This window comes from Thiorhodovibrio litoralis (genome assembly GCF_033954455.1).
GTDB classification, from domain to species: domain Bacteria; phylum Pseudomonadota; class Gammaproteobacteria; order Chromatiales; family Chromatiaceae; genus Thiorhodovibrio; species Thiorhodovibrio litoralis.
Map to the genome: position 1 here is coordinate 3,493,433 of NZ_CP121473.1, position 25,788 is coordinate 3,519,220.

Below are 25,788 nucleotides of genomic sequence, written 5' to 3' on the forward strand. Positions count from 1 at the left end.
CACCCCCATGGATATCAGCGTCGATGGCTCGCAACTCACCAACGCCTTGCTGGCCGAAAAAGACCAATTGTTTCTGGCACTGGTCGAGCAGGCGCCCGATGGCATGGCCTTGATTGACCCCGATACCCGAGAATTCGTCCAATTCAATCGGGCCGCGCACGAGAAACTCGGCTACACCAAAGAGGAATTCTCCGGGTTTTGCCTTGGCGATGTTGAAGCGGGGCAAAGCTCGGATGAGCAAATCGCCAAAATCCAGACCATCCAGCAACAGGGTTCGATTGCCTTCGACACCCAGCACCGTCACAAGGACGGCAGCCTGCGCGATATGCGCGTTAGCGCGCGCTGTGTCATCCAACAGGACCGCCCCTTCATTGCCACCGTCTTCAAGGATGTGACCGACTTGCGCCTGGCCGAGCGCGCGCGCCTGCTCAGCCAACAGGACTTTGAGGCCACCTTTGATCAAGCCGCCGTCGGCATGGCCCACATCGCCCCCGATGGGCGCTATCTGCGCGTCAACACCAAGCTGACCAAGATGCTTGGCTACACCGCAGAGGAACTGCGGCAACAGCGCTTTCAATCCATCACTCATCCGCAGGATCTGCCCAACAACCAGGATCTTTTCGCCCGCCTGCGCAACGATGACATCCCCAGCTACCAGATTGAAAAACGTTACCTGTGCAAGGATGCCCAGGTGCTCTGGGTGCTAGTGACCATGGCGCCGGTACACATCAACAATGACACCCCGGTCTATTTCATCGCGGTGATTGAGGACATCAGCGAGCGCAAGCAAGCCGAGGAACAACTGCATGTTGCCGCGCAGATGCTTGATCGGGCGGCCTTCGCCATTATCGCCACTGACATGGACGGGGTGATTTGCCAGTTCAATCCAGCCGCCGAGCGCCTGCTCGGTTACAGCGCTGAGGACATGGTTAGTCAGCGCACGCCGCTGTGCTTTCATCGCGCCAGCGAGATCCAGACGCGGGCCGCCGAGTTATCCGCCGAACTTGGCAAGGACGTCGAACCGGGTTTTCGCGTTTTCACGCTGTCACTTCTTCAGCATGGCGAGGAAACGCGCGAATGGACACTGATCACGCGCACTGGCCAATGGCTTTCCGCCCTAGTCTCGCTGACGCTGCTGCGCGACAGCACCGGACAGCCCCAGGGCGTGCTTGGCAGCCTCGCCGACGTTTCCCCGCTGCGCCAGGCCACCGAGGCCCTGCGCCTGGAGCGCGACCGCGCCCAGCGCTATCTCGACACAGTCCAATCCATCATCATTTCGCTTGATGCCGACGGGCGAGTCCGGCTCGCCAATCGCTATGCCTGCGAGTTGCTCGGACGCAGCGAAGACGACTTACTGGGTCAGGACTGGTTCGAGGCCTGCGTGCCCGCCGAGGAACGCTCCCAGTTGCGCCAATCTTTTACTAATCTGCTGCACTGCACGACCCCGCCGAGCGAAGAGGACGTCGAGACGCTGATCGTCTGCGCCAAAGATTCACAACGTCTGATCGCCTGGCGTAACAGCCCGCTGTTCGATGAAACGGGGCGCGTCACCGGCGTGCTCGCCGCTGGCAATGACATCACTGAGCGCAAAGCCATGGAAAGCGCGCGGATGCGGGCACTCGCCGCTGCCGAGCACCTTGCGGAACTCAAAAACGCCTTCCTTGCCAACATGAGTCATGAGATTCGCACACCCCTCAACGGCATTCTTGGCTTGGCGGAAATCGGGCGGCGCGATCACGACACGCAAGCGGCGGGGCGGGTGTTTCGGCACATTCAGCGCGCCGGTCAGCATTTGCAGAGCTTGCTCAACGACATTCTGGATTTCGCGAAAATCCAGGCCGGCAAACTCAGAATCCGTCCCGCAGCTTTTTGCCTGGCTGAGTGTCTCGCGGAGATCGAGTCGCTGTTGACGCCCCAGGCCAATGACAAAGGCTTGGGCTTGCACATCGCCGCGACGGCTGACCTGCCCGCCTGGCTGCTCGGTGACCACATGCGGCTGCGCCAGATTCTGCTCAATCTGCTCGGCAACGCGATTAAATTTACTCACACCGGTGAGGTACACCTCGAGGTGTCGCGCGCCGATGACCAACTCCTGTTCCAAGTCACCGACACCGGCATCGGCATGAACGTCGAGCAACTCGCGCGCATCTTCGAACCCTTCGAGCAGGCCGATTCCGGCCCCACGCGCATGCCAGGCGGCACCGGCCTGGGTCTGCCGATCAGCCAGCTCTTGGCGACCGCCATGGGCGGCTCGCTGAGAGCGCACAGCGAACCGGACGCTGGGAGTCGTTTTGAATTGCGCCTGCCCATGCAAGCGACCGAGGCGCCGCCCGATTCCATATCAACGGATCTAACGCCCGCGGATACCTCGCTCTTGGCCGGACTGCACATTCTGGCGGTCGATGATGTGGAACTGAACCTGCTGGTGCTCGAAGACCTGCTCGCCCACCAAGGCGCGCAGGTCACCACGGCCAGCAATGGCGTGGACGCCCTGGCGCGGCTCAATGACCCCGGCACGGAGGCCGTCGACCTGGTACTGATGGATGTGCAAATGCCTGTGATGGATGGCTACGAGGCCACCCGCCGCATCCTCGCGCAACGCCCGGACCTCCCTGTGATTGGTCTCACAGCCCATGCGATGCATGCCGAACGTGAACGCTGCCTGAACGCCGGCATGGTGACGCGCCTGACCAAACCCATCGACACCAAAGTCCTGATCGCGGCCATTCAGCGTTGGCGGCGGGACACCGCGCCGGCCCTGGCGCCCGAACCCAGCCGCGCGAGCGAAAGCCCGGCCCCGAACGGACCCCAGTCAACCCTGATCGACTGGGCGGCACTGCATCAGCGCTTTGAGCGCACCCCGGGCTTTGTGCAGCGCCTGATCCAAACCGCGCTCAATAGCCAGCGTGACACGCCGGATCAACTGCGCGCGCTGACCAAGGGTGATGATCTCGATGCATGCTTCCGCCTCGCACACTCCCTGAAGGGTTTCGCCGGGAACCTCTTCTGCGAGTCCCTGCACCAGCAAGCCGACCAACTGTGCGAACAAGCCCGCACCGGCGACAGCGCTGCCCTCGCAGGCGCGGAACCACTCGCGCGAACGCTTGAAAGCCTGCTGCAAGAGCTGGCCGCGCATGCGCAAGAGTGACGCCCTTGCTCTGCCAAGCGCGCAGCGCCAGCGGGTGCTTCCTGCTGCAGCTAATGGAACAGCGACGCTTGGGGCTGTTTGACATGGTGATGTTCTTTCGCATCCCAAGCGGCCTTGATGTCGAGGATCTGCGGCAAAATCGCCTCGAACCGCTCAACGATTCGTGGCTCAAAGTGACCGCCACTTTTTGCGTACACCTTCTCGAGCGCCTGCTCGACCGGCCAGGCTTCCTTGTAGGGGCGGCGCATGGTCAGCGCATCAAAAACATCCGCCACCGCCACGATGCGAGCGGATTCGGGAATCGCCGTACCCACGAGGCCATCGGGGTAGCCGCTGCCATCCCAGCGTTCGTGGTGACGCAGCGCGACCTCGGCCGCGAGACGAAACACCGGCGCCCGGCTTTGGGCTAGGATTTTATGGCCGATGCGGGTATGGGACTGCATAATCGTCCACTCTTCGGCCGTCAGCTTCACCGGCTTGCGCAGAATATTGCCGGGAATGCCGATTTTGCCCGTGTCGTGCATGGAAGCCGCATGTTCCAGGCGCTCGCAGTCCACCGGCGCCCAACCACAGGCCGCTGCGAGCGCATTGGCGTATTGAGACATGCGCCAGACGTGCACGCCGGTCTCGACGTCATTGTAGTGACCGGCGATGCCGAGCATGGAGACCCCATCGCGATAGCTCTGGTTCAACATCGAGGATTTCACCAGCGACAAATGGTTTTTCACCCGTGCCCGCACGATGGCCGGTGAGAGCGGCTTGACGATGTAATCCACGGCGCCTGCGGCAAAGCCCTCCTCTTCGTTACCCACTTCGGACTTTCCGGTGACGAAAATCACTGGAATTGATTCGGTTGCCGGATCACGCGCCAAGCGTTGGCACACGCTATAACCATCAAGATCGGGCATCTGGATATCCAGCAGGATCAGTGCGGGATGGCAACGCTCGGTCGCTGCCAGCGCCTCGTGGCCGCTGCGCGCGAACAGCAGCCGATGCTGATCACCGAGGATCTGACGCATGGCGGCGAGATTGTGGGGTTCGTCGTCGACAACCAGAATGGGTGCTCTGTGGGTCATGTCGCATCCTCCAAGTCGATGTGAAGATGATTGGCCAGTGTCCGCACGGCGGCATCGCCGGCAGCGGCATCGAGCGCTTCAATGGCATCCTGGATGGCGGCGAGCCGTTGGGCCGGCAGATGGTGTGCGAGCTCACTCAGTGGCTCCTCGGCGCCAATCGGGTCAAAATCGCGAAAAGCACTGTAGGCAGCGCGGATCAAGGGGGCGAGATCGGGCTGATCGTGAGCACGGGTGGTCGCTTCCGGCGCAACGGCAACCGGCTCGGCGGTGTAAGCCGCGATCGAGGCCAAGGCGGTGTCGAGTGCGTTCTGCAAGTCCGTTATCGCTGTGGTCTGTTGCTCGGTTGCATCAGCCGTGGCGCCAAGCTGTTCGAGCCTGGCGGCACAGCGGGCGACCTCATCCAGGCCGAGATTGCCCGCCGCGCCCTTGAGCTTATGCGCGACTCGCCGGGCTTGCTCGGGGGTGGCGGCTCGAATCCGCGTCACGGCATCCCGGTACTCCTGACTGAACTTGCGCAGATAGCGACGATAGACGGCGGCGTCTTTCCAGATCCCCAGGGCTCGCTCAAGCGTCAGTCCGGGAAAATTCGCATCGCTCGCGCCCACGTCAGCGGGGGCTGGAACCGAAGCGGGGGTTTTGGCAACAGGGTGTTGGGTTCGCCCGTGCGTCAGATGCAAAATCATCGTGATCGCTTCTTCAACATCGAACGGCTTGGACAAGTAAGCGTTCATCCCCGCCTGCTCGGCGGCAACCTCTTGGGTGCGCATGGCGCCAGCGGTGAGCGCAATCACCGGCAGGTGCGCAAGTTGCGCATTCTGGCGCATCCGGCGGGTTGCCTCGTGTCCATCCATGACCGGCATTTGGACATCCATCAACACCAAATCAATCCCCTGCGGATGGGCTAACAGCCAGTCAAGCGCCTGCTGGCCATCGTTCGCCAGGTTCACCCGCGCCCCTTCGTCGGCCAGGATGCGGTAAGCGACCTCGCGATTGATCTCGCTGTCATCGACCACCAGGAGACGCAATCCGACCAGCCGCCGCGTCTGCCGCACCAGGGATTCTTCGGCGACCGGCTTGCCGAGGCGGCGGCTACGCGCGCGGACGACCGCGTTGTAGAGAGGGGATGGCGTCAAGGGCTTGCTGAGCACCGCCTCGATCCGACTGGTGTTCAAATCGTCCTCAATTTGGTCGACCGGCGCGGCGGTCATGGCCATCAGCAGCGGCCATCGCGTGGCGGGCAGGGCCGCGTGAATGGCCTGTGCGGTGGCATGCGCATCGGCTTGCAACAACTGCCAGTCGAGCAGCACGACCGCTTCCGGCCCTTGCAAGGTCTCGTCCTGTAACAGTTGCGCAAGCATCGCCTCGCCCGAATCCGTTGCACGTCCTGACCAGCCCAGGGCCGCGACGGTCGCCAGCAGCCCTTCGCGCACGCTCGGCTCAGCCTCGACCACCAGAACGTGAATTGGCACCGATGGGCGCACCGTCAGCGCATCCTGGCTCAGCCGCTCGAACGGCAGATCGAACCAAAAGGTGCTGCCCTCGCCCACGCGGCTGATCAGGTCGATGCTCCCGCCCATCAACTCAATCAGTCGCCGTGAGATGGTCAACCCCAACCCGGAACCACCAAAGTGGCGCGTGGTCGAGGCATCCGCTTGGGTAAATGGCTCAAACAGCCGCGCCTTGGTCGCCTCGGCAATGCCAATGCCCGTGTCCTTGACCGCAAACCGCAACCAGACCTCGGTGGCGCTGGTCTGCCTCGGTTCAATGCGCACTTCGACCAGACCGGACTCGGTAAACTTGATCGCATTGCTGGTCAGGTTGATCAAAATCTGGCCGAGCCGCAGCGGATCACCCAGCAGCGGCCAGTCGCTGCACGGCGGCGGAACGATGACCAGTTCCAGCGCCTTGCTTGCGGCGGTGGCGGACATGATGGTCGCCAGATTGTCCAGCACGGTTGTGATTTGGAAGGGCACCTGCTCAAGGTCAATTTTGCCCGACTCGATCTTGGACAGATCCAGGATGTCGTTGATAATCGCCAGCAGACTCTGACCGGAGCGATGGATCTTGCGCGCCAGATCCTGCGCCTCCTTGGGCAGGTGTTGGCGCTCCAGCAGATACGCCAGCCCCATGATCGCGTTCATCGGGGTGCGAATCTCGTGGCTCATGTTGGCGAGAAAGCGGCTTTTATCAAGCACCGCTTGCTCCGCCTGTTCCTTGGCCTGAATCAGCGCCTGCTCCACATCTTTTAACGGCGTGATGTCGATGTGGGTGCCGGCGATCCACAGGGGTTGATTGTTGGCATCGCGGCAGACCAGCTTGCCGCGCACCAGCACCCAAACCCAGTGGCCATCACGGTGGCGCATCCGCGCCTCGCACTCGTAGTAGTCGAGTGTGCGTTCTAGGTGGCGCTCCAACAGTGTCTTGGCCTGTCGCCAGTCGTCAGGATGCACATGGCGCAGCCAGGTGTTGAAATCCACCGGCGCGAGTTCCTCCAGGCGGTAACCGATGATTTCTGCCCAGCGCTCGTTGATGCGGACTTGTCCACTCTGAATATTCCATTCCCAGGTGCCAGCACGGGTGCCTTCGAGAATATTGGCAAGGCGCTGACGTTCAGTGGTCAGTGCATGGGTGCGTGCCTCGACCAGATCCTGTAAATGATTGCGGTGTTGTTCAAGCTCCCGCCCGGCCTGCTTGGACGCGGTGATGTCGCGGTTAATGCCGACGAAGCGAACCGGAGCGCCGGAGGCGTCCCGTTCAATGATGGCGGCGGCCTGAAGATGCCGAATGGAGCCATCGGGTCGCAAAATGCGGAAATGGCTCGAGTAATCGTGTTCACCACGCGTGGCGGCAGCGAGTTCTTGTTCGGCACGCGCCCGATCTTCCGGATGGCACCGCGAGCGCCACAGGGCGTAAGAGAGGCTGGCGCCGCTGTCATCGACAGGCGCCTGATATAGTTCACGCATCCGTTGATCCCACTGGAGCGCGTTGTTGCTGAGATCCCACACCCAGATGCCGATTTCCGCGGCCTCAGTCGCCAGTTCCAGTCGCCGTAGAAGCGAGTTTTTTGCTTCTTCGGCCTGCTTCAACTCGGTAATGTCGCGCGCGATTCCGAGCACACCGATCATCTGCCCCTGGGCGTCATACACGGGCGTTTTAATGGTCTGTAACAGCGCCCGATGGCCATCCTTGGCGAACACGACCGAATCCTCATTCGTACTTGCCTGCCCGCTGGTGATGACCGCCCGGTCATGCGCACGATAAACGTCCGCCACCTGATGCTCGACAAAATCGTAGTCGGTCTTGCCGATGATCTCAGCCGCTGGCGCCCCGTAAGCCTCCTCGACCCGGCGATTACAGAGCAGAAAACGACCGCCAGGATCCTTCAGCCAGACCGGATCGGGGAGCGCTTGCAACAGAATGCGCAAGCGGCTTTCGCTCTCGCGCCGAGCCACATTGGCGTGCTCAAGCGCCTGAGTGCAGGTGGCAAGCTGGCGGCGCAGGCGAACCGCACCGAGCACCCCGAACGCGACTGCCAGCAGCGCGGCGCTGACCATGGCAACAAACCAGGCATCAAACGCAACACTGAACTGGGCGGACTCGTCTGCAGCGAGCACGACGGCAGACGGGGCCAAGCAGAGCAACCCGAGAAGTGCTGAACGGAGCTGGGGGGGGCATCGGAGCCGACCCATGGCGCTTTACCTTGTTACTTTAACCACGTAACGCAGTAGACTACAGTTCGTCGCACAGGTCAACAATCCTGCAAAGGGGTGCATCTGTTCACCCCTTAGGGTGAAGCGCTCATCTAACCCCCTCAATTTTGTGTTCGATTGCAAGGCGGATGAGTTCAACCTTGTTACGCAATCCGAGCCTGCGCATCAGGTTACGGCGATGGCTTGGAACCCTTTCTAGGGAGATAAACAAAGGGTTTGCGATCTCGAGCGCCGTAAGTCCCTCGGCAAGCAATCCCGAGAACCTAACATTAGTCCCGCAATCAGTGGCATCGCCGCCGGGATAGACTGGCGCCAAGCACTGGACAACAACAGGTCAGGCTCTTGGCGGAGCGCAAATTCGGCGCTGCGCCTTGCCCTGCATTCTGCCGTGTCACACTTGTCGCCTTTAGTCCCGGTCTTTAAGGAGCATTACCAGATCATTAAATTGGGCCTCAAAATCGAGCCCGCGATCGAAGAGCTCCAGCATTTTGTCGATTTCCGAATCGAACAACTCTTCGATTTGTTGTTCTTGAAGTTCCGACAATCCCATCAAAAAGATTTGATGCACCATGCGCTGGTTTAAGCCCTGCGTAATTGATAGGGTTTGCTGTTTTTGTTGATGGTATTGTTCGCGCAAGGAATGAATCGCCCGTTCGACGGCAAGCGCCGTTGCCTGAAGCTTGCGCGTGCGTTGTTCGATTTGTGCTGTGCGAATCAGTGCTTGCGCGCCTTCTTCACACCCTTCGCCGATCATCGCCAAATAATCCCGCAAGCGCCCGCAGCGATCACTGTCTTCGATGGGCATGTTCCGCACCAGAATGGAAACATGGGGGAAATTAATGATCAACTGACGGCGAAACTGAAAAATCCGTTCGAGATTTTTCACATGCGCGAACACCGACTCCTCTAGCGGTGTGACGCGGCCCTCATTGACAAAGGTTAAACATTCGCCCGGCGGGCGCAATTGCACGTGTGCCGTTAAACCGTAATTACCTAAAACCTCGATGATGAGCGCGGCAAGTTCCGGCATGGATTGACAGGCTAAACTGCTGCGCAACGCATGGATCACCAGGCCATGCTCGCCAAGATCGGTGAGCACGTCCATTAGTGCGTTATAGGTCGATTGCTTTTCCGCCTGCAAACGTTTTTGATGGCTCAACACCTTCACAATGGCTTGCACTTTGCGCAGCACTTCATCGGGCATGGCGGGTTTGTTAATAAAATCGTCGCCGCCCGAATCATAGGCTTGCAGGCGCTCTTCCAGGGTGTCGTGCGAGGAGATAAAAATCACCGCCGGCTGCTCATCTGCGCCGATACTCTCATTCGCACGCAGACGGCGACAGGTTTCGTAGCCATTCAAGCCCGGCATGTCGATATCGAGCAACATGACATCGGGGCGAAAGGCGTCAAACTGCGCCAAAGCTTCTTCACCCGACTCAACACAGAGCGTCGCGAAAGTTTGCTCTAGCAACTGATTGACGGGCGCCGTTGAGAACTCGTCGTCGTCCACCAGCATGACGCGGATTTCTGCTTTATCTTCCACAGTGTTCTCCAACAATTGGTTTCAGGTTTGAAGAAGCAAAAATCTTACCAGATCAGGTCGAGCCACCCGACTTAGATTGCCAGCCGCGACGGTTCCAAGCGACCAATACAACGACCAATCGCCAAATTAGCGATACGGCGCATAACCGCTTGTCACCAGAATCATCTCCAGATGGCGTGGATCATGGACAATGTGCTCTGCTGGCACCTCACAAGTGCATCGAAATGGGAGTTAGTCCTCCAACAATCCCTGATTCACTCGGCGCACGTCCTCAAGCTGCCGCTGGATCAGCCGGATGCTGTCGTCGCGAACGCCGAGCCCTTTGGCGATCTCGCCAAAGCCGCTGATGCTCTCAACCACCTCGGCAATCACCGCGCGCGCCTGTCGCCACTGAGCGAAATTGGCCTGAGCCGCGAGCCGCTGCATCGCTTTGCGCGGCGGCGCCTTGCCAAAACCAGCAAAGGCGGAGGCGTGCTCGCCATAGGGACCGGGGCTGAAGGTGGCATCGTAGAAGGGGCTCAAACGCCAATGTCCTTGATCGTCTTGAAGAAACGCCCAGTTCTTGCTGTGATCATCCTGATTCAGCGCAAAAAGGTTGAACACCGCCCGGCGGAACTGCGCCTGCCCGACGGCTGGGCTTTGACAGAGCAGACTGCTGGCCTTGATCAGATCCGCGTAATCGAGACTGGGCAGGCGAAAGTCCGCGTCGAGCAAGCCGCAAGCGCTGTGCAGATGCAAGCGTCCGTCAGGCCCGTTGGTGTCGAAACGCTCCACGGCCAGCCATTGCTTTGCCCCCGACTCAGCCGGCGCATCCAGCAGTCGCCAATTGGCCACCTCAATACCGGCCTGCCCGGCCATCGTCAGGTAGGCGGCTTCGCACAGGCCTTCTTCATGGCCAAGCGGCAGACTGGCGGACGTAAACTTGACCAGATAGGCCGCACGATCAGGGCCAGGTGTGGTCGCGCAGTTGTGATTATCTGTGTCTGATAAATACAACTGCGCCTTGGGTCTGGCGCCGCCCGAACTGCCGACCCGGACCAGTTCCGCCAGCACCTCGGTGGTCTGTCCGTCGTAAAGGGCCTGCGCCTGTAATCCGAGCTGCCCGAGGTCGATGCGCCCATCCGTGGCCGCAAGTTGCAGCGACGAGGGCGGCTCGTAGGATAAGGCTCCCAGTGCGCGATTGGCCACGAACGCCAGGCGATCCAATGCGGTGACCTGGGCCGGTGCAATCTCCGCCTGCCGGAACACCCGGTCCATCAGCAACAAACCCCAGCCATCGGGTAAGGAATCGGCGAACACCCCATGCAACCCGGCATGCGGGCTGCGCGGGGCGGTCTGCAGCGAGGCATCGAACCTCAGGCCAAAGGGCGATAGATTCGCAAACCGCGCCAGGTAATCGCCTGCATACTGAAAAAAGACCCCCTGCCGGTTCTGCGCTAGGACACCAACGCGGCAGCGGCTGCCATCACTGAAGGTGCGCCAAACGTCCAACCGATTGACGTGCTCGGCGCTCATTGCGCTAACACCTCCTCAATGCTGGCGGGCATCTTGGGCGGCGGATCGGTCAGGCCCTGCAAGCGACTGAGGTCATCCACGCATTGCCATAAGAGCAGGAATTGGCGCAGCGAGATCTGGCCTGTGGTTTCAAATTTCTTGATGGTCGGTGCCGGGACGGTACTGCGCGCCGCGAGCGCAAGGCGCGAGAGCTTCAGCGTCTTGCGTCGCGTCTTTATCCAAGCGGACAAGGCAAGCTGGACATCGGCAGCCGAGTATAGGGAGAGTTCGCCCATGCTGATAAAGGATACAGTGATATCTTAAATGACGCGATCATCATGCAATTGGATATCATGATATCCACACTTTTGCTGCCGATCCACTGTTGGATATTTTTCACCTTGGCAGGCACTCGGAATGAAGCGCCTTGCCATGACCGATACCCAGGCGGGGACGGGTGGCACCTTAGCGCGGAGGGCTCGCAGGCGTTTTCCGCTATCCGATCAAGCTGAGCGATGGCGCGTGGAACCTTCTCAGTGGTCATGGTGCTTTTCCACTGGTTGCGGGGCTTTTGCACCCGCTCAGGTGGAAAATTATCCACCGGCATCTTCTATCGAGAAGTCTGCTGAACGGAATAAGGGCTATTGAGGCCAGCACCGGTTCACAATCCTCGCTGTTGAGCCTGGCGGCATTGAGCAGCAGCTGATCGAAAATAGATTCTTAGGGACATCTTTGATTGCATCAATCTCTCCGGGTCGTCGGCTCGTCTTGGTCGGATTCAGGCTTCACAGAGATGGCTTGGCGGCGAAGGCTTGCCGCATCAGGATGCCTCGTCGTTGCCTGTGCGATCCGTGACCTCCGGCGTCTTCTCGCGCGAAGGCGCCTTTTGCACGGGGTCTTTCTGGTGGGTTTCCAGGATCAACTGGTGCAACGACTGGAGCCCCTCCTCAATCGAGGAGGCCATGACCACCAGGGGACCCTGACTGGCAATGATTCCCGCCAGCTGCGGCAATGGTGACTCCGAGGTCGTCTGCAGAAAGATTCCTTGGATGTAGGTCAGAACACCCTCGACCGGCACCGCGATCAGACGGCCGCGGGTCGCCTTCAAGCCTTGCTGATTCCACAGCGTCAGCTCCTGAGAAAGGTGCGGGTCCTGCTTGATGAAGGCATTCACCTGCTCGGGCCCATAGACCAGGGTGCCTTTCGGAAAGTTGTAGACGATGATCCGCCCGTAGCTTTCACCATCGTTTCCCGCGACCGCGAGTGCGCGCATGCTCGGTTGCCCCTGCGGGGTCATGGGCGCGAACAGACTGTACTCAAAGTGATCGGAATCGATCAGATTGAGCGTCAGATAATAGGAGCGCATGCGTTCGATGCTCTCGCGCGACTGATTGGGCGGCAAATCCCAGGCGTCCTCCTGGTTGTAGAAGGTCTCCGGGTCGGTCTGGTGATAGCGCGTGTAGATGTCCATTTGCACATCGAACAGGCTCTTGGGATAGCGCACATGCTCCTTGAGCGCTTGCGGCATCTCCTCGAACGGCTTGAACAGTCCGGGGTAGATCCGCGCGTGCGCGGCGGCAATCGGGTCTTTCCGGTCGGCCAGATAGTAGTCGACACTGCCGTTGTAGGCGTCCACCACAACCTTGATGGAGTCACGAATATAATTGAAGGGCCGCTCGAAGTGCTCGACATGGCCCGCATACGGCTTCGAGTAGGGATACCACTTCGAAGTCGTCATGGCATCCTGTATCCAGTACAGGCGACCGTTGGCGAGCACGAGATAGGGGGACGGGCCCAGCATCAGGTCCGGCGTCAGCGTCTTGATGCGCTCGCGGATGTCGCGCCGAAACAGCAACCGGCTGTCGTCGGTCATCTGGGTGGTATAGAAGATATTGCGTTCCCCGAAGTAGAGCGCGAAAACCAACTTACGGAAGAGGCTGCTGATCGGCACCCCGCCGGTTCCGGCGTAGTCGGTCAGCTCGACCTCATCGCGCGAGGCGTAGTCGAGTTCATGACTCGCATTTGGCGCGATGACCGGATGCGGATCGCCAGTGCCGTAATAGATCGCGGCCTCATCGATGGGCAGACCTGCGGTGGAGCTTGGGGGAATGCCCTGGATTAACCACTCAATCGGGTTATCGGCCGCCTGCGCGGCCGGAGTCATCACCAGACCATAGCCATGGGTATAGCGAAGCCAGCGGTTGACCCAAGTCCTGCGTCCCTCCTCAAGTTTGTCGAGGTGGATCTGGCGCCCGGCAAGGAAGACCTGTTGATAGACGTCCTCGATCTCATAGCGACCCACATTCACCTTGCCAAATGCGTAATAAGGACGAATTTCCTGCAACTCCCGGTAGACGGACAGGAGCTTTTCCTCGTCCCAGATGGGAATGCTTTGCAGGCTTAGCTTGATGTCTGGAGTGATTTTCTCCCATCCCTTCTCATTAATGGGGTAATCGCGCGTCTCGACATCTTGCAGGCGATAGCCAGCCAATGTGGCCTGAATGTTGTTTTCGATATAGGGCGCTTCACGCGTCATCTCGGCGGGCTCCACCAGATAACGCCCCACCGAATCGGTCAGGAAAGGCGTATGGCGCAACCCGATGACCGCGAGCAACAAAACCGCCATGCCCGCAAGTACACGCGCGCCTTTGCCGGTGTTGAGCAGGTACAGCAAAACGGCGCCGGTCGCGAGCACCAGCACTGCCGATGTCGCGATCAGCGGCAGGGTGACCGTTATTTCCTCGTAGCCCGGTCCGTGAAACAGCGGCAGATGGTTGTCCGTGTAGAGGAGCATGTAGGCATCGCCGAGGCAATAGAGGGCCCCCATCAGAATCAGCAGCGCCAGGATCAGGCTCAGGTGCAAGCGCGCGCCGCGCCGCCAGTGCCCTCGCCCCCGTGGCATCGCCCGATGCTCGCGCCAGTAGAGCAAACCAAGACCCAGCAACACCAGGATGAACGCCACCAAAAGCTCGCCGTAGAGCAGCCGGTAGAGAGGCAGCGCGAACAGGTAGAAACTGATGTCGTGGCCCAGAACCGGATCGCTGATGCCGGCCTCGGGCGCGGACAGGAACAACAAAGCATCTTCCCAATTTAGAAGCAGCGGCAGCGCAACCACCACCGCCAGCATCAGCGCCAACGGCAGATAGAGTGCCAGCGAGCGCGCATGAAAGCGCTGTTGAACCTGGCGCAATGAGCGCCCATCCTTGGCCTCGGCGGCGGCGCCGTCCCCACGGCCCGGCGCCCCGAGATACTTGCCGCCAATCCAGAAATTGGCGAAAAACAGGATGAAAAAGAATCCCGCCGCGACCGTGAAAACCAGATAGCGATACAGCTGGCGCTGCCAGAAATAGCCTTCATACCCGAGCGACTCGAACCACCAGAGGTCGACCAGGAAGTCCCTGGCCGCCAGCCCCAGTAGCGCCAGCACGATGATGACGCCGAGCGAAAGGCCAATCACAAAAAAGGATTTCAACAAACGCATATTGATACCTCAGACAGCTATTGCAGTCCGCTCGCGGAACTCCGCGCCCGACCAGCGGCTTAGGCATTTCAGAGCAAAGCCGATGCCAGAACCCCTCCCATCCGACGCTTCCGGCGCGCGCGGGCCATTTCGCCAAGGCTTGCCAAGGGCGAGGTGATCGTCCGCCTGCCTCATCGACCGGGTGCAAGCGGCTCAAATACACCGCCAATGGTGCATATAACCCGCAATCAGCGGAGCCTTGCGGCGGCCTGAAGAGCTTGGAAACCATCCTATGGTGTTTCCGCCCCCTCTTGCTCCGCGCCCTTGCGCTCGGCGCCGGCAATGCGGCGTTGCTGGTCGACCGCCTCGGCGTGGCTGCGGTCGTCACCGGCACGCCGCTCCTCCAGCTCGCGAATCGTCTCCGTGCGACCGTCAGCGATCAGTCGGTCCCCGCTCTGCGCGCAGGGCTATGATTGAACTCTGAGCGATTGGCATTGGGTTTGCATAACCCTGTTCGAGATGAAGCGCATCAAGGCATAGCGACCATCTTAAAGGGCCAATGCCCATGTTAGCGAAACATCACCATTGCTGATCACTTCAACACAACCAAGAGGAACGCCCTATGAAACTGACTCCCCGCATGAACGCTACACTTTTCCTCGCGCTCTTCACGCTGCCCGCGATGGGCCAGGCCGCAACCACCGATGAGGCAACGACGTCTGACACCCAGACCCCATCGGCCGAGGAGATCAAGCAGCACACCCAAGAATTACTCACACAGCTCAAGGCGTACGGCGCCGATCAGCGCGACGAGGCCGTCGCGGCCAGCAAGGATGCGCTCGATGCGGCCGACGAGCGCATCGATGCCATGCAGACTCGCCTTGACGACAATTGGGACAGCATGAGCGAGGCCGCCCGTGAAAAGACCCAGGCCAGCATGAAGGCCCTGCGCCAGCAGCGCACCCAGGTCGCCGAATGGTACGGCAGCATGAAAACCAGTTCCGACAGCGCCTGGGACGAGATCAAGGAAGGCTTCTCAAAGGCCTACCAGGCGCTGGCCAATGCTTGGGACGACACCGTTGATGCGTTCGATTCCGAGCAATAACCCTTCGCCATACACATTCGAAGTCACATACATGTGCATACCAAAAGACCGGTCGTAACTGGTCGGGAGAAAACGATGAACTGGGAACAGATCCGCGGAAATTGGGACCAAGCCAAGGGCGAGCTGAAGGTGCGCTGGGCCAAGCTCACAGACGATGACCTCGCCCGGATCGCTGGTGAGCGCGACAAGCTCGTCGGCAGCCTGCAAGAGGCCTACGGCATCACCAAGGAAGAAGCCACGAAGCAAGTCGACGACATGAGCTGATCGGCGTCGCTTGCGCCAGGGATGGCTCGGGAAACTCTCCAACCGCGCTTGGGGTTGGCCGCAAAGCCGGCCCCAAGCGCCCCAAAGAACCAATCACGCCGGTCGAGCAGATTCCGGAGACCGATCCGCCGGTGCATTGATCATGCTTGAACAAACCCTCGTCCAATGTCCGTATTGCGGCGAAACCATTGCCACCGAGGTCGATGGCCTGGACAGTCATCGCTACATCGAGGATTGCCCGGTCTGTTGCCGCCCGATAGAATTTCATGCCGAGATGAGTGCTTGGGGCGAGCTGGTCGAATTAAATCCCCAGCGCGATGATGACTGAGCGATTGCGTTCAGGGGCTTGCATTTCAACGACATGAACACACAGCAAATCCGGATATGGCTGGCCGTCGCTTGTTTCATCGCAACGGTGGTGTCCGTCAGTCTCTTTGAGTTGGCTCGCTCCTACCGCACCGCCTTTGACGTGGCCTTTACCGAGGCCGAGATGTCGGGCTACCTGGTTTCCGAGTGGATCTCCGAATCCTTCTCCGGGATCGAAGCGGTTTTAAAAATCGCACTCTACGGGTTCGATGGGCACAACATTCTCTCCGCCGCACGCACCGCCGATGAGAATGCGCGCATCAATGACAGACTGATTCAGATGGCCTCGCATCATGAGGATATCATTTTTCTTGGGCTATTTGACACTGACTGTGTAATCCAGTATGGATCAATTCAAGACATTATTGGCGACAGCAGCGCGGAGCTTCAGCGTGCCTATTGCGGCGCGGTGATGGAAACCCCGATCAAACAGCTGAAGCTCAGCGAATTTTTCATCTCCAGCACCGGGGAGATGAATGTCTCGTCGACCTACCCTCTTGTGGTCGATGACAATGAAGTCGCTGGCTTTGCCTTGGCCGCGCTGAATCTCTCCTTTTTTCAGCGCTGGCTGAATAACCTAAGCAATCCCGCCATCACCATCAGCATCATGGATGCAAATCGGATCTTATTAGCGCGAAAACCGCAGTCCAATAAGATCGGTGAGCGCGTCGAGGATGACAGGCTGGCCAGGTTTTTGCACAGCGGCGGCGACTCCGTGTTGTTCAGGCGGGTTTCACCGGTCGACAAGATTGAGCGCTTATGGAGCATTCAGCGAACGCGCAACCTTCCATTCGTGGTCGCCGTTGGCTACGCCTTGGATGATGTTCTGGCCGCATGGCGGACAAAGATCCTCGCCTATCTCATCGGCAACATCTTGGTCGCCACGATTTCCCTGTTTCTCGCGTTGGCCTACCACCGCAACCGCGAGAGCGCGCAAAACATGGAACGCTTGGCCATGACTGACCCGCTGACCGGCCTAATGAATCGACGCAGCTTCACGGCCGTCGTCAAGGCCAAGCTAAAAGAGGCTGTCTGCAAAGATCGCCATGCCTCCTTCATCATGATCGATGTGGACCACTTCAAGACCATCAATGACACCCTTGGCCATGATGCCGGCGACAGTACCCTGAGGCAGCTCGCGGATGAACTGACGTCCAACTTCCGCTCGTCCGACCTGATCTGCCGATGGGGTGGAGAAGAGTTTCTTGCCTTCGTGGTCGACGCCGATCTAGAGACGGCCAAAACCCTCGCGGCGCGCCTCCAGGCATGCCTGGCGCAGCGGCGTTTTCTGGATCGCTTAACCATCAGCGTCAGCCAGGGTATCGCCGCCCTCGAACCGCAAGACACCTTCGAATCAGCCATCAAGCGCGCGGATGACAGGCTCTATCAGGCAAAGGCAAGCGGTCGAAACTGCTTTCGGTTCGCCTAAGGGTAACCACACGAATGGTCTCTATCTGCCATTCGCACCGCGTTCCCTGCTCTATCGAAACACTTCCCAGGAGATCACCATGACAAGACTCACACCGAAAATCCTCACCATCGCAACCCTAATCAGCTTGTCCCACTTGGCTCCGGCCAGCTCATTGCCCCAGTTCGACCCAAACTATTTCACCCAGGGGCAATACCAGGGGCATGCCTGGGTGAGCGGTGGCATTGGCACCCATGAGCGAGAGCAGCTGAGCAAACATTTCGGTCAGGAGTACAACCTCAAGCTGGAGTTTGCCCGCGTCAATGGGCATTACCTGGGCGATGTGGCGGTGACCATCACCGATCCGGGCGGTGACCCGGTGCTTTCGGCGCCTTCGCCAGGGCCCTGGTTCCTGGCAAAATTGCCCGCCGGCGAGTATCGGGTGATCGCCAGCGCCGATGAGCGCACCTTCGAGCGTCCCGTCTCCATTCCGGAGCAGGGCTCACGCACCCTGGTTTTCAACGCCTGGCGTCGCGGCGAATAATCCCGCGACTGTGATCGCCGCCGAATGGCGGTGGCCCGGCCCGACCCGGCCCACGCGCCAACCAATGCATGGCGTCAAGGCGCGACCCGGCGGTTGCCAGGTTAGTTGCGTGAGGCGCGCGGCATCCCGGGCAGCTGTCCGCCGTCGACGAGGTCTTTGGCTGGACGCTCAGCGAGGCCGATCTGGCCGAGATCGAGCGGATACTCGCAACTCGCATTCAAGACCCAGTTGGTCCGGAGTTCATGGCCCCGCCGGCACGCGCCAGCGTGTGATTCGCGGTCACTCAAGACCCAAGCCACCACCCAGGAGACCGCGCCATGCAAGCAAAGAGCGTCCGACAGGCCTGGCAACTGCTTGAATCCTCGGTGGTGACCTTCCAGAGCCAAGCCGTGGGGACCGTGGCGGCCCAGGATGCGGAGACGGCCGCCTTGAATTACGATCAGGTGTTCACCCGTGACTTCGCCATCTCGGCTTTCGCGTTTCTGCTCGATGGCCGCCCGGAGATCGTGCGCCGGTTTCTGGAAGTGACCTTGTGCCTGCAAAGCCAGCAGCGCCAGCTCGACTGCTTCAAACCCGGCGAGGGGCTGATGCCGGCAAGCTTCAAGGTGACCTGCGATGGATCCGGCGAGCAGTTGCTCGCGGATTTTGGCGAGTCCTCGATCGCCCAGGTGGCCCCGGTGGATTCCGGCTTCTGGTGGCTGTTGATTCTGCAAGCCTATGTGCGCACGACTGACGACCGTGCTTTCGTCAGCCAACAAAAAGTGCAACAAGCAATCCGTCTGATCCTGGACCTATGCCTGATCAGCCGCTTTGACATGTTTCCGACCATGCTGGTGCCCGACGGATCCTTCATGATCGATCGGCGCATGGGCGTTTACGGCTATCCGCTCGACATCCAGGCGCAGTTTTTCGCCGCCCTGCGCGCCGCGAGCGAGCTGCTTGAGGCGAACGACCCGGCCAACGAATCCTATCGAACAGTGCTCGATCAGCGCCTGTCCAACCTTGCCCATCATGTGCGCACCTACTACTGGCTCGATCTGCCGCAGCTGAATGAAATCTACCGCTACGGAGTCGAGGAATACGGAACAAGCTCGATCAATAAATTCAACATCTACCCCGATACCATTCCGGAGTGGCTGATGGACTGGCTGCCGGTGCGCGGCGGTTATCTGGCCGGCAATCTCGGGCCTGGGCGCCTGGACTATCGCTGGTTTGGGCAAGGCAATCTGCTCGCCTGCGCCGGCGGATTGGCCAGCCCGGATCAGATCGACGCCATCCTGCAGTTATTGACCGAGCGCGCCGATGATCTGATCGGAGAGGTACCGCTCAAGCTGTGCTTCCCGGCTCTGGCCGATCACGACTGGCGCGTTCTGACCGGCTGCGACCGCAAAAACCGCCCCTGGTCTTATCACAACGGCGGCCATTGGCCGGTGCTGCTGTGGCTGCTGACCCTGGTCAGCCTGCAATCCGGTGCGCGAGACCTGGCTGAACGTGCGCTCGAAGCCGCCGAGCGTCGCCTGAGCCGCGACGACTGGCCGGAGTATTATGACGGCCGTCGCGGGCGCCTAGTGGGCCAGCAGGCCCGCCGGCAGCAAACCTGGAGCGCGGCGGGCTATCTTGTGGCTTGTCAGTTATTGGAAGACCCTGACCGCGCCAGGCAACTGCCCTTCAGTCGATCGATGGCGTGATCAAGGCGCCCGTGTGGCTTCAAGGATGGCGCGTCAGACCTGCGGCTCGCGCGCCAACACCCGTTCGAAATCCTGACGCCCGGCGGGCTTGATCAGCTGGTCATCAAACAGTCGGGCGGCCTCGGGTTGCTCGACCAGGCTGTAGCCGGACAGGGCCACCAGCTGGAGCTGGGCGCGCCGCGGCGAGTCGGCAAGCTGCCGGGCCAGGTCGAGTCCGTCCATGTCGGGCAGGCCGACATCGAGAAAGACGATCTCGGGTTCATGCTCGCCAATGCACGCCAGGGCTTGGGCAGCGGTGGCGGCGGTGAGGACCTGATGGCCGAGCGCCCGCAGCAAGCTGGCGGTGGCGTCAAGGATCTCCGGCTCGTCATCGACCAGCAGTACGCGACGGGACGGCGTCGTCCGGGTCTCGGATGCGGGCGCACGCGCCTGAGGCTGGCTCGGAGAGCAGTTAGCGGTGTGGGTCTGACAGCCGTTATCGTCGGGGCCGGACGCAGCTCCTGAGTCCGCAGGCCCATCGGCGAGCGGCAGCCAGACGCGGAAGGTGGCGCCCTGCCCTACCCCGGCGCTGTGCGCTTCGACGCGGCCCTGGTGCAGTTCCACCAGTTGCCGCACCAGCCCGAGACCAATACCGAGACCGCTTTCGCGGCCGACACGGTCTTCGGCAACACGGCTGAAGGCATCGAATAGCCAGGGTTGGTCCTCGGCGGCGATGCCCTGGCCGCTGTCACTGAGGCTGAGACAGGCCTTGCCGGCCTCCTGGGTCACCTCAAGACGAATCCGGCCGCCAGGCTCGGTGTATTTGATGGCGTTGTCGAGCAGGTTGGTGATGACTTGCACCAGACGGGTGGCGTCGCCCTGAACCCAGAGCGGTTGCTCAGGCAGCTCGATCTCCAGGCGATGGGCGCGCTCGGTCAGGGCCGGGGTCAGGGCTTCAATGGCTTCGCGCGTCAGGGCGCCGAGGTCTTCGCGCTGCGGACGCAAGACAATAGCGCCGCGGCTGATGCGCGCGGCATCAAGCAGATCTTGCACCAGGCGCTCGAGATGGCGCGTCTGGCGGTCGATACGGGCGATGCCTTGCAGGTAGCTGGACAGGTCGTCGGGTTGGGGGGTCAGGGCCAGAGCGTCCAGGGTGCTGCGCACCGGCGCGAGCGGGTTGCGCAATTCATGGCCGAGCAGGGCGAGAAAGGCGTTCTTGCGCTGATCGGCTTCGGCCAGGCGGGCGGTGGTCGCACGCAGGTTGTCTTCCAGCACTTGGCGCTCGGTCACGTCCACCACTAGCGAGAGCACGGAGACCAGTTGGCGATCGCTGTCTTGATCTTGGGCGCTCATAAGGGCGGAGTTGTACCACTCGCACCAGATCATCTGCCCGTCGGCGCGGAGGTTGCGCACCGGCACGCGGTTGTGCTCGAACTCGCCACGAAAGAGCGCCTCGCTGACGCGGTGCATGTGATCCCGGTCGGCGTGGTGAATCAGGCCGAGCTCCTCGAAGGTCTGCCCCAGCACGTGCTGTTCACTCCAACCAAAGATGCGCTCGGCGGCTGGGGACCAGCCGAGCAGTCGGCCTTTGTGGTTCCATTCCATGGAGGCCACGGGGCTGTTGTCCATGTGGCGCTTGAGGCGGCCGAGGGTTTCGCGGTAGCGCTGCTCGGCCAGGCGCGAGGCGGTGCAGTCGGTGAAGCTGGCCACCACGCCGGCGATGGCCTCGGTGGCGGTGCGGTAGGGGCGCAGGTGCAGGGAGAACCAATGTCCGTTGTCGGCAGCGATCTCGCGCGCGGCGGGAGAACGGCCGGCCAGCACGGCGTGGGCGTCGGCGAGCAGTCCGGCGCTGTCGAAGTGCGTTTGGAGTGCGGTGATGGGTTGCCCCATGGCCGTTGGGCCAAGCTCGAAAAGCGCCGCGCTGGCGGGCGTGAAGCGGCGCAGGCGCAGCTCGGGGTCGAGCAACAGGGTGGCGACATCGCTGCTGAACAGCAGGTTGTTCAGGTCGTTGTTGACGGACTCGAGGTCACGGACTTTGTCCTGCAGCGCTTGGTTGAGGCGGTTCAGCGCGCGGCTGTCGGCGGCCAGGGTCTTGGGCTTGGCGTGTTTGGTCATTTCCTTATTGACGAATCGCATCCTCCAGGCGCGAATTGCACCGATCATGCCGCGCCGTTAGATTCCGCTCGACGGGATGATTCCCTTGGCACTCGATGGCCGGGAATTATCTTCTTTCGCCCAGACCGACGCAACCTCGACGGTGCGGTGCAGCGCGGCACGCCTCACAGGATTCTTGGCTGAGTATCGGCGAGCGTTATGTCTTCGACTCAGGCTGCCTTCGCTGCCATGGGGAACTCGAAGACGTCCGGGGCAACCAGCCGGCATTCGTTGCCCATCGCCCGCATTTTTTTGGCGAGATCGATCGCAAGTGCGTCAGCTGCCACGAACATGTCGGACACCATGACCTGACCGGAAACCTGGCGCGATCCAACGATTCAGGAGCCACCCAATGAAGCCATCCGTCAACCTTTCCCGTCTCCCGACACTGCTCATGCTACTGGCATTGGCCTCGATCGGCGCGGCCTTTGGCCAAGACAACAGTGAGCCGGGAGAACCGGCGGAGCCAAGCAGCCCTGCGGAGACCCGAGCACCTTCATCAGGCTCTGCCTCGCCCGGCGAGCAAAGCGCATCCTATTCTCTTGGCGACATCAATCAGCTTCAGTCGATCGTCATCGACCGCGGTCTGACCGCACTCGGTAAGTCGTGCGTCGACTGCCACCTCGGCGACAAAATGCCCGCAGCCGTGCAATTCCCGGGTGGTGCTCTTGGCGAACGCCGCCTGCCAAACCCGCAGCTGATCGCGGCGAAAGGCAAGGTCTTTGCGTCCCCACAACAGCAGGGCGGGCTTTGTCGCGAAAGCGCCGCGCTGATTCCAGATCTCGGCCAACCAGTCGCGGACCCCAGTGATTTGACCTGGCAATGCGGCACTGGCCAGCACCAGCTGTTTAGCACGACAAAACCGCAGACGCGATCCGGCATCAGGCGCGCCGCGCTGAGCGCGATGGGTCCGCCCCAATCCGAAAAGATAAGCACCATGCCATCGAGCGCCAAATGATCCAGCAACGCGGCGAAGTTCCGCGCATGCACGCGAGGATGGTCGCCGCCCGGGTCGGCGCCGCGCTGCGAAAGCCCAAAGCCGAGGTGGTCCAAGGCGATGCAGCGGTAGCGGTCGCGCAATGCGAGGATCGGCCCGCGATACTCGAACGACCAAGACGGGTTGCCATGCACGAAGACCAGAGGCGTGCCCTGCCCTTCATCGATGTAGTGAATCCACCCGCGCGGGGTCTCGAACCAGCGAGACGCAAAAGGATACAGCCGGTCAGAGACCCAGGCGGGCCGGTCTGTCCGCGCGATAACGTGCGACGAAGACATACCGCGTGCGGTCCGAGAGATGGCCATGCTCAATCAGTAAAGATCCTGTCATGTTAAATCCGCTGATGAAGACCAACATCAAGCACTTCAAACACGCGGAGTTGGAGGTCGCGCGGATCTGGCTGGCCGACGCGTCCTAGGGGCGACCTAATGAGCCTGTTGCGCTCGCGGCCGCGGCCGCGGCCGCAGTGATCGCCGCCTCCATAGCCATCTCGAGACTCGCATGCTATATCACCTTCTGAAAACCATCCATCTTCTCGGCGTTGTGCTCTTGGTCGCGATCTGATTGATGATTGCGAAGCCAGCCGGGCGGGCGACCTCGGACGTCAGCACTGCAGACTGATTCAGTTCACGGCGGTCAATTCAACTGTTCGATCACACCGCAGGCAATGCGCGGTCCGGCCGCGCCGGCGGGTTGGGACTGGTAATCATCCGGGCCCTGGTGAACGACCACCGCCGCGCCGTCGTCATCAAAGATTTGCGTGTCCATGTCCGAGACACGGGTCATCACCTCGAGATTCAACCGGCCGTTGTCCGGCACGTGAATATTGGGCATATCGCCAAGGTGCGGTCCGGCTTCGCGAAGATAGCCGTGTGCATTCAGTGTCTCGCTGGTGAGATGACCACCAGCGGATTTGAACGGCGGCTCACACACACCCGTTTCATGAAGATGAAAGGCATGCACGCCGCTCGGCAGGCCGTCAAGCTTTGCGTAAAGCAGTACCCCATTCGGAGTCTCGGCCATGGTGATTTCTCCGACCTTGCTGCCGTCGCGATCTTGCAGTTGGGTTTCGCCCAAGGTGGCTGCGGCGCCGGCCGGAAGGCTGAGCATCAGTCCAAGGCAGGTCGCGGGAAAGACAAGCCATGCATAGCGACGAAAAGATGTGGAATGTGTGTGAGGCATGAGTGAGTCTCCTTAATGCTGGGTTGATGGACTTGCAGGAATCTCTGAAAGAAACATGCTCTGCGAGTCGCGCCCGTGCAGCCCTCGCGCGCATGTCGTCTGGCCAAGCAAACAGGATGCCGATCCCGATGATGCTGCGGTGCGTTCCAAGCTTCTCCTGCGCGAAGACGCATTCCGCGCTGCGACGGCCGGCGGTGTCGCCGATCTGGCCGAGCTCGCGCAGGTGCGGGCGCCCGCCGAACGGGCGCCCGCCGAATGTTAAAGCAAACAGGATGCCAAGCATCGTTACCCGCATTTTCGCGCGCATCGCAGCGACCTACATCCATTCCCATGCGGCCTCCCCGCGCCTTACTGGTGTTCTTCCGGGTGTTTTGGACCATGACTGGGGTATTTGCACCCAAGCCCCTGGGGGGGGGCAGCGTCTCCGGCCTGCGCAGCCGGTGGAAACAACGCTTGCCAATCGGCGAGACCCGCATAACGTCCAAGCAGCACGCAACGTTGGACTGCGAACCTCTAGCCAAACCCGATAGACCCGGCAAAGTGAATAACTCTTTTGGAATTGGCATGGACCTGGCATCCGCATTGCTTTAGTCAAGCGAGCGTTGCAGCGGACGACTTTCGAAACCCGGTCTTCCCAAACAGCTGCTGCGCTTATTGAAAAGACTTCATTCACACCAGGAGAAACACCGATGTTGCACCCAATCATCCAACCCCTGATCGCCCTGATCGCCGGCATCTTGATTCTGGTCCGGCCCGCGCTGCTTAATTTCATTGTTGCGATCTATTTGATCGCCGTCGGCGTCCTTGGCTTGCTGGGCCTGGCCGGGCTCTGAACAGGGCAGGCGGCATTTGGCTCAGCGCGCGGCGGCGAGCGCATGCCACGCGCTGAGTTGCGCGGGCCCGGCACATCACGCCCCGGCGCCGCGCACCCGTTTGGCGTAGTCCGGCTCCGGTCCATGGGGTTGCTGGGCGGGCGGGCGCAACAGTGCCGCCATCTCCACCACGCCGAGAATGCTGGCGTCGCCCGGGTCTTGGACCACCAGGCCCGGTTGATCGATGGTGGCCAGGTGTTTGGCGACCTCATCAATCGGCGTCTGCGGTTCGCAGCGATGCGGGCGGCTCATCACGTCAGCGACCGTCAGCCGGTCGAGATCGCGCTCGGCCACCACGGCATTGACGACAATGTCGCGCGCGCTCAGCATGCCGACCAGCTGGCCGCCGTCGATGACTGGCACCAAGGCGGTGGCCCCCTGACCGAGACAGCGCGCCCCGTCGAGCAGCGGCGCGTCAGCCGCGACCGGCGTCACGTCCGAGCGCAGGGTTTGAATCACACTCATGGCCTCACCCCTGTTTGGTTGGTGTCGGATGGGCTTCGGCGCCAGATCCCAGGCGCTCGAGCGCCTGCAACACGGCGGCGAGCTGCTCGCTGGCCTGGCAGGGATCATCCGCCGCCAGGTCACTGGTCATGGATTCTTCATCCGCCACCAGTTTTTCGCGCAGGTCGAGCTCCCATTGATGCAGATGGGTGATCTTGTCTTCCCGGCTCAAATCCTCGCGCGCCAAGAGCACGTCGGGATTCGGGCAGGGCACCGCATTTGTATCGCTTTGGGTGGCGTTCATCGGCGTCATAAGTCCTCCGTTGCGTTCTGGTTGAATCGAATCTGTTGCCA

General features: G+C 61.0%; 22 protein-coding genes and 1 pseudogene. 9 read left to right on the top strand and 14 right to left on the bottom strand.

What is annotated here, in order from left to right; all coding sequences use genetic code 11:
• The first annotated feature begins 7 nt into the window (after positions 1-7).
• Positions 8-3,148: a PAS domain-containing hybrid sensor histidine kinase/response regulator gene (locus tag Thiosp_RS15655; protein ID WP_201066807.1), complete on the top strand. Its 3,141-nt coding sequence runs from the start codon at positions 8-10 to the stop codon at positions 3,146-3,148.
• Between the two features lie 50 nt (positions 3,149-3,198).
• On the opposite strand, the gene Thiosp_RS15660 is transcribed toward Thiosp_RS15655, so the two are convergent.
• From Thiosp_RS15660 to Thiosp_RS15685, 7 genes are all read right to left on the bottom strand, one after another.
• Positions 3,199-4,224 (bottom strand): response regulator, encoded by a 1,026-nt coding sequence (locus Thiosp_RS15660; RefSeq protein WP_201066805.1) that lies wholly within the window; start codon positions 4,222-4,224, stop codon positions 3,199-3,201.
• Entirely contained in the window at positions 4,221-7,856 is a 3,636-nt protein-coding gene (locus tag Thiosp_RS15665; RefSeq protein ID WP_201066804.1) for a PAS domain-containing protein, read from the bottom strand. Before Thiosp_RS15665 ends, Thiosp_RS15660 begins: the two co-directional genes overlap by 4 nt.
• A gap of 166 nt (positions 7,857-8,022) precedes the next feature.
• The gene (locus Thiosp_RS24740; RefSeq protein ID WP_407702723.1) at positions 8,023-8,250 is read right to left on the bottom strand and encodes a response regulator transcription factor; all 228 of its coding nucleotides are present in this window, start codon (positions 8,248-8,250) and stop codon (positions 8,023-8,025) included.
• Positions 8,251-8,340: 90 nt separating this feature from the next.
• Positions 8,341-9,477, bottom strand: a complete 1,137-nt coding sequence (locus Thiosp_RS15670) for a response regulator (protein WP_323696531.1) — start codon at positions 9,475-9,477, stop codon at positions 8,341-8,343.
• A 231-nt stretch (positions 9,478-9,708) separates the two neighbouring features.
• Positions 9,709-10,992 carry a type II toxin-antitoxin system HipA family toxin gene (locus Thiosp_RS15675; RefSeq protein ID WP_201066802.1) on the bottom strand — a complete coding sequence of 428 codons (1,284 nt, stop codon included), beginning with the start codon at positions 10,990-10,992 and terminating at the stop codon, positions 9,709-9,711.
• Positions 10,989-11,267 (bottom strand): transcriptional regulator, encoded by a 279-nt coding sequence (locus Thiosp_RS15680; protein ID WP_201066801.1) that lies wholly within the window; start codon positions 11,265-11,267, stop codon positions 10,989-10,991. The genes Thiosp_RS15675 and Thiosp_RS15680 overlap by 4 nt, the downstream gene beginning before the upstream one ends.
• 524 nt (positions 11,268-11,791) lie before the next feature.
• The gene (locus tag Thiosp_RS15685) at positions 11,792-14,452 is read right to left on the bottom strand and encodes a UPF0182 family protein (protein ID WP_201066800.1); all 2,661 of its coding nucleotides are present in this window, start codon (positions 14,450-14,452) and stop codon (positions 11,792-11,794) included.
• Between the two features lie 601 nt (positions 14,453-15,053).
• On the opposite strand from Thiosp_RS15685, the gene Thiosp_RS15690 reads away from it, so the two are divergent.
• From Thiosp_RS15690 to Thiosp_RS15715, 6 genes are all read left to right on the top strand, one after another.
• Positions 15,054-15,536 carry a sll1863 family stress response protein gene (locus Thiosp_RS15690; protein WP_201066799.1) on the top strand — a complete coding sequence of 161 codons (483 nt, stop codon included), beginning with the start codon at positions 15,054-15,056 and terminating at the stop codon, positions 15,534-15,536.
• A 75-nt stretch (positions 15,537-15,611) separates the two neighbouring features.
• Positions 15,612-15,800, top strand: a complete 189-nt coding sequence (locus Thiosp_RS15695) for a CsbD family protein (protein ID WP_201066797.1) — start codon at positions 15,612-15,614, stop codon at positions 15,798-15,800.
• Between the two features lie 142 nt (positions 15,801-15,942).
• On the top strand, positions 15,943-16,128 hold the full coding sequence (locus Thiosp_RS15700; protein ID WP_201066796.1) for a CPXCG motif-containing cysteine-rich protein: 186 nt from the start codon (positions 15,943-15,945) through the stop codon (positions 16,126-16,128).
• A 33-nt stretch (positions 16,129-16,161) separates the two neighbouring features.
• Positions 16,162-17,595, top strand: coding sequence for a sensor domain-containing diguanylate cyclase (locus tag Thiosp_RS15705; RefSeq protein WP_201066794.1), 1,434 nt, complete (start codon positions 16,162-16,164; stop codon positions 17,593-17,595).
• Between the two features lie 79 nt (positions 17,596-17,674).
• On the top strand, positions 17,675-18,118 hold the full coding sequence (locus tag Thiosp_RS15710) for a hypothetical protein (protein ID WP_201066792.1): 444 nt from the start codon (positions 17,675-17,677) through the stop codon (positions 18,116-18,118).
• Positions 18,119-18,435: 317 nt separating this feature from the next.
• On the top strand, positions 18,436-19,806 hold the full coding sequence (locus tag Thiosp_RS15715; protein ID WP_201066790.1) for a glycoside hydrolase 100 family protein: 1,371 nt from the start codon (positions 18,436-18,438) through the stop codon (positions 19,804-19,806).
• A 33-nt stretch (positions 19,807-19,839) separates the two neighbouring features.
• Here Thiosp_RS15715 and Thiosp_RS15720 read toward each other — a convergent pair whose 3' ends face one another.
• The 5 genes and pseudogenes from Thiosp_RS15720 to Thiosp_RS15735 all read right to left on the bottom strand — a co-directional run bounded on the left by Thiosp_RS15720 (position 19,840) and on the right by Thiosp_RS15735 (position 24,013).
• A complete protein-coding gene (locus Thiosp_RS15720; RefSeq protein ID WP_201066788.1) occupies positions 19,840-21,921 on the bottom strand; it encodes a hybrid sensor histidine kinase/response regulator in 2,082 nt (693 codons plus the stop codon).
• 188 nt (positions 21,922-22,109) lie between these two features.
• Positions 22,110-22,244 (bottom strand): hypothetical protein, encoded by a 135-nt coding sequence (locus Thiosp_RS15725; protein WP_274607931.1) that lies wholly within the window; start codon positions 22,242-22,244, stop codon positions 22,110-22,112.
• Positions 22,245-22,438: 194 nt separating this feature from the next.
• The gene (locus Thiosp_RS24745) at positions 22,439-22,780 is read right to left on the bottom strand and encodes an alpha/beta fold hydrolase (protein WP_407702724.1); all 342 of its coding nucleotides are present in this window, start codon (positions 22,778-22,780) and stop codon (positions 22,439-22,441) included.
• Between the two features lie 38 nt (positions 22,781-22,818).
• Positions 22,819-23,241, bottom strand: a pseudogene (locus Thiosp_RS24750) (alpha/beta fold hydrolase); the annotation flags it as partial.
• 331 nt (positions 23,242-23,572) lie between these two features.
• Positions 23,573-24,013, bottom strand: coding sequence for a superoxide dismutase family protein (locus Thiosp_RS15735; protein WP_323696532.1), 441 nt, complete (start codon positions 24,011-24,013; stop codon positions 23,573-23,575).
• 160 nt (positions 24,014-24,173) lie between these two features.
• Between Thiosp_RS15735 and Thiosp_RS15740 the strand changes: the two genes are divergently transcribed.
• The gene (locus tag Thiosp_RS15740) at positions 24,174-24,380 is read left to right on the top strand and encodes a hypothetical protein (protein ID WP_201066782.1); all 207 of its coding nucleotides are present in this window, start codon (positions 24,174-24,176) and stop codon (positions 24,378-24,380) included.
• Between the two features lie 427 nt (positions 24,381-24,807).
• Positions 24,808-24,951 carry a DUF3096 domain-containing protein gene (locus tag Thiosp_RS15745; RefSeq protein WP_201066781.1) on the top strand — a complete coding sequence of 48 codons (144 nt, stop codon included), beginning with the start codon at positions 24,808-24,810 and terminating at the stop codon, positions 24,949-24,951.
• Positions 24,952-25,026: 75 nt separating this feature from the next.
• Here the strand turns inward: Thiosp_RS15745 and Thiosp_RS15750 are convergent, their stop codons facing one another.
• Both Thiosp_RS15750 and Thiosp_RS15755 read right to left on the bottom strand, forming a co-directional pair.
• On the bottom strand, positions 25,027-25,455 hold the full coding sequence (locus tag Thiosp_RS15750; protein WP_201066780.1) for a CBS domain-containing protein: 429 nt from the start codon (positions 25,453-25,455) through the stop codon (positions 25,027-25,029).
• Positions 25,456-25,459: 4 nt separating this feature from the next.
• On the bottom strand, positions 25,460-25,738 hold the full coding sequence (locus Thiosp_RS15755) for a hypothetical protein (RefSeq protein WP_201066778.1): 279 nt from the start codon (positions 25,736-25,738) through the stop codon (positions 25,460-25,462).
• Positions 25,739-25,788 lie beyond the last annotated feature (50 nt).

What these genes read in the sequence shown, in the direction of transcription:
- Thiosp_RS15655 (WP_201066807.1), top strand. Translation starts at nt 8, where the DNA reads ATGGATATCAGCGTCGATGGCTCGCAACTCACCAACGCCTTGCTGGCC.
- Thiosp_RS15660 (WP_201066805.1), bottom strand. Translation starts at nt 4,224, where the DNA reads ATGACCCACAGAGCACCCATTCTGGTTGTCGACGACGAACCCCACAAT.
- Thiosp_RS15675 (WP_201066802.1), bottom strand. Translation starts at nt 10,992, where the DNA reads ATGAGCGCCGAGCACGTCAATCGGTTGGACGTTTGGCGCACCTTCAGT.
- Thiosp_RS15680 (WP_201066801.1), bottom strand. Translation starts at nt 11,267, where the DNA reads ATGGGCGAACTCTCCCTATACTCGGCTGCCGATGTCCAGCTTGCCTTG.
- Thiosp_RS15685 (WP_201066800.1), bottom strand. Translation starts at nt 14,452, where the DNA reads ATGCGTTTGTTGAAATCCTTTTTTGTGATTGGCCTTTCGCTCGGCGTC.
- Thiosp_RS15690 (WP_201066799.1), top strand. Translation starts at nt 15,054, where the DNA reads ATGAAACTGACTCCCCGCATGAACGCTACACTTTTCCTCGCGCTCTTC.
- Thiosp_RS15695 (WP_201066797.1), top strand. Translation starts at nt 15,612, where the DNA reads ATGAACTGGGAACAGATCCGCGGAAATTGGGACCAAGCCAAGGGCGAG.
- Thiosp_RS15700 (WP_201066796.1), top strand. Translation starts at nt 15,943, where the DNA reads ATGCTTGAACAAACCCTCGTCCAATGTCCGTATTGCGGCGAAACCATT.
- Thiosp_RS15705 (WP_201066794.1), top strand. Translation starts at nt 16,162, where the DNA reads ATGAACACACAGCAAATCCGGATATGGCTGGCCGTCGCTTGTTTCATC.
- Thiosp_RS15710 (WP_201066792.1), top strand. Translation starts at nt 17,675, where the DNA reads ATGACAAGACTCACACCGAAAATCCTCACCATCGCAACCCTAATCAGC.
- Thiosp_RS15715 (WP_201066790.1), top strand. Translation starts at nt 18,436, where the DNA reads ATGCAAGCAAAGAGCGTCCGACAGGCCTGGCAACTGCTTGAATCCTCG.
- Thiosp_RS15720 (WP_201066788.1), bottom strand. Translation starts at nt 21,921, where the DNA reads ATGCGATTCGTCAATAAGGAAATGACCAAACACGCCAAGCCCAAGACC.
- Thiosp_RS15725 (WP_274607931.1), bottom strand. Translation starts at nt 22,244, where the DNA reads ATGGTGTCCGACATGTTCGTGGCAGCTGACGCACTTGCGATCGATCTC.
- Thiosp_RS15740 (WP_201066782.1), top strand. Translation starts at nt 24,174, where the DNA reads ATGCTCTGCGAGTCGCGCCCGTGCAGCCCTCGCGCGCATGTCGTCTGG.
- Thiosp_RS15745 (WP_201066781.1), top strand. Translation starts at nt 24,808, where the DNA reads ATGTTGCACCCAATCATCCAACCCCTGATCGCCCTGATCGCCGGCATC.
- Thiosp_RS15750 (WP_201066780.1), bottom strand. Translation starts at nt 25,455, where the DNA reads ATGAGTGTGATTCAAACCCTGCGCTCGGACGTGACGCCGGTCGCGGCT.
- Thiosp_RS15755 (WP_201066778.1), bottom strand. Translation starts at nt 25,738, where the DNA reads ATGAACGCCACCCAAAGCGATACAAATGCGGTGCCCTGCCCGAATCCC.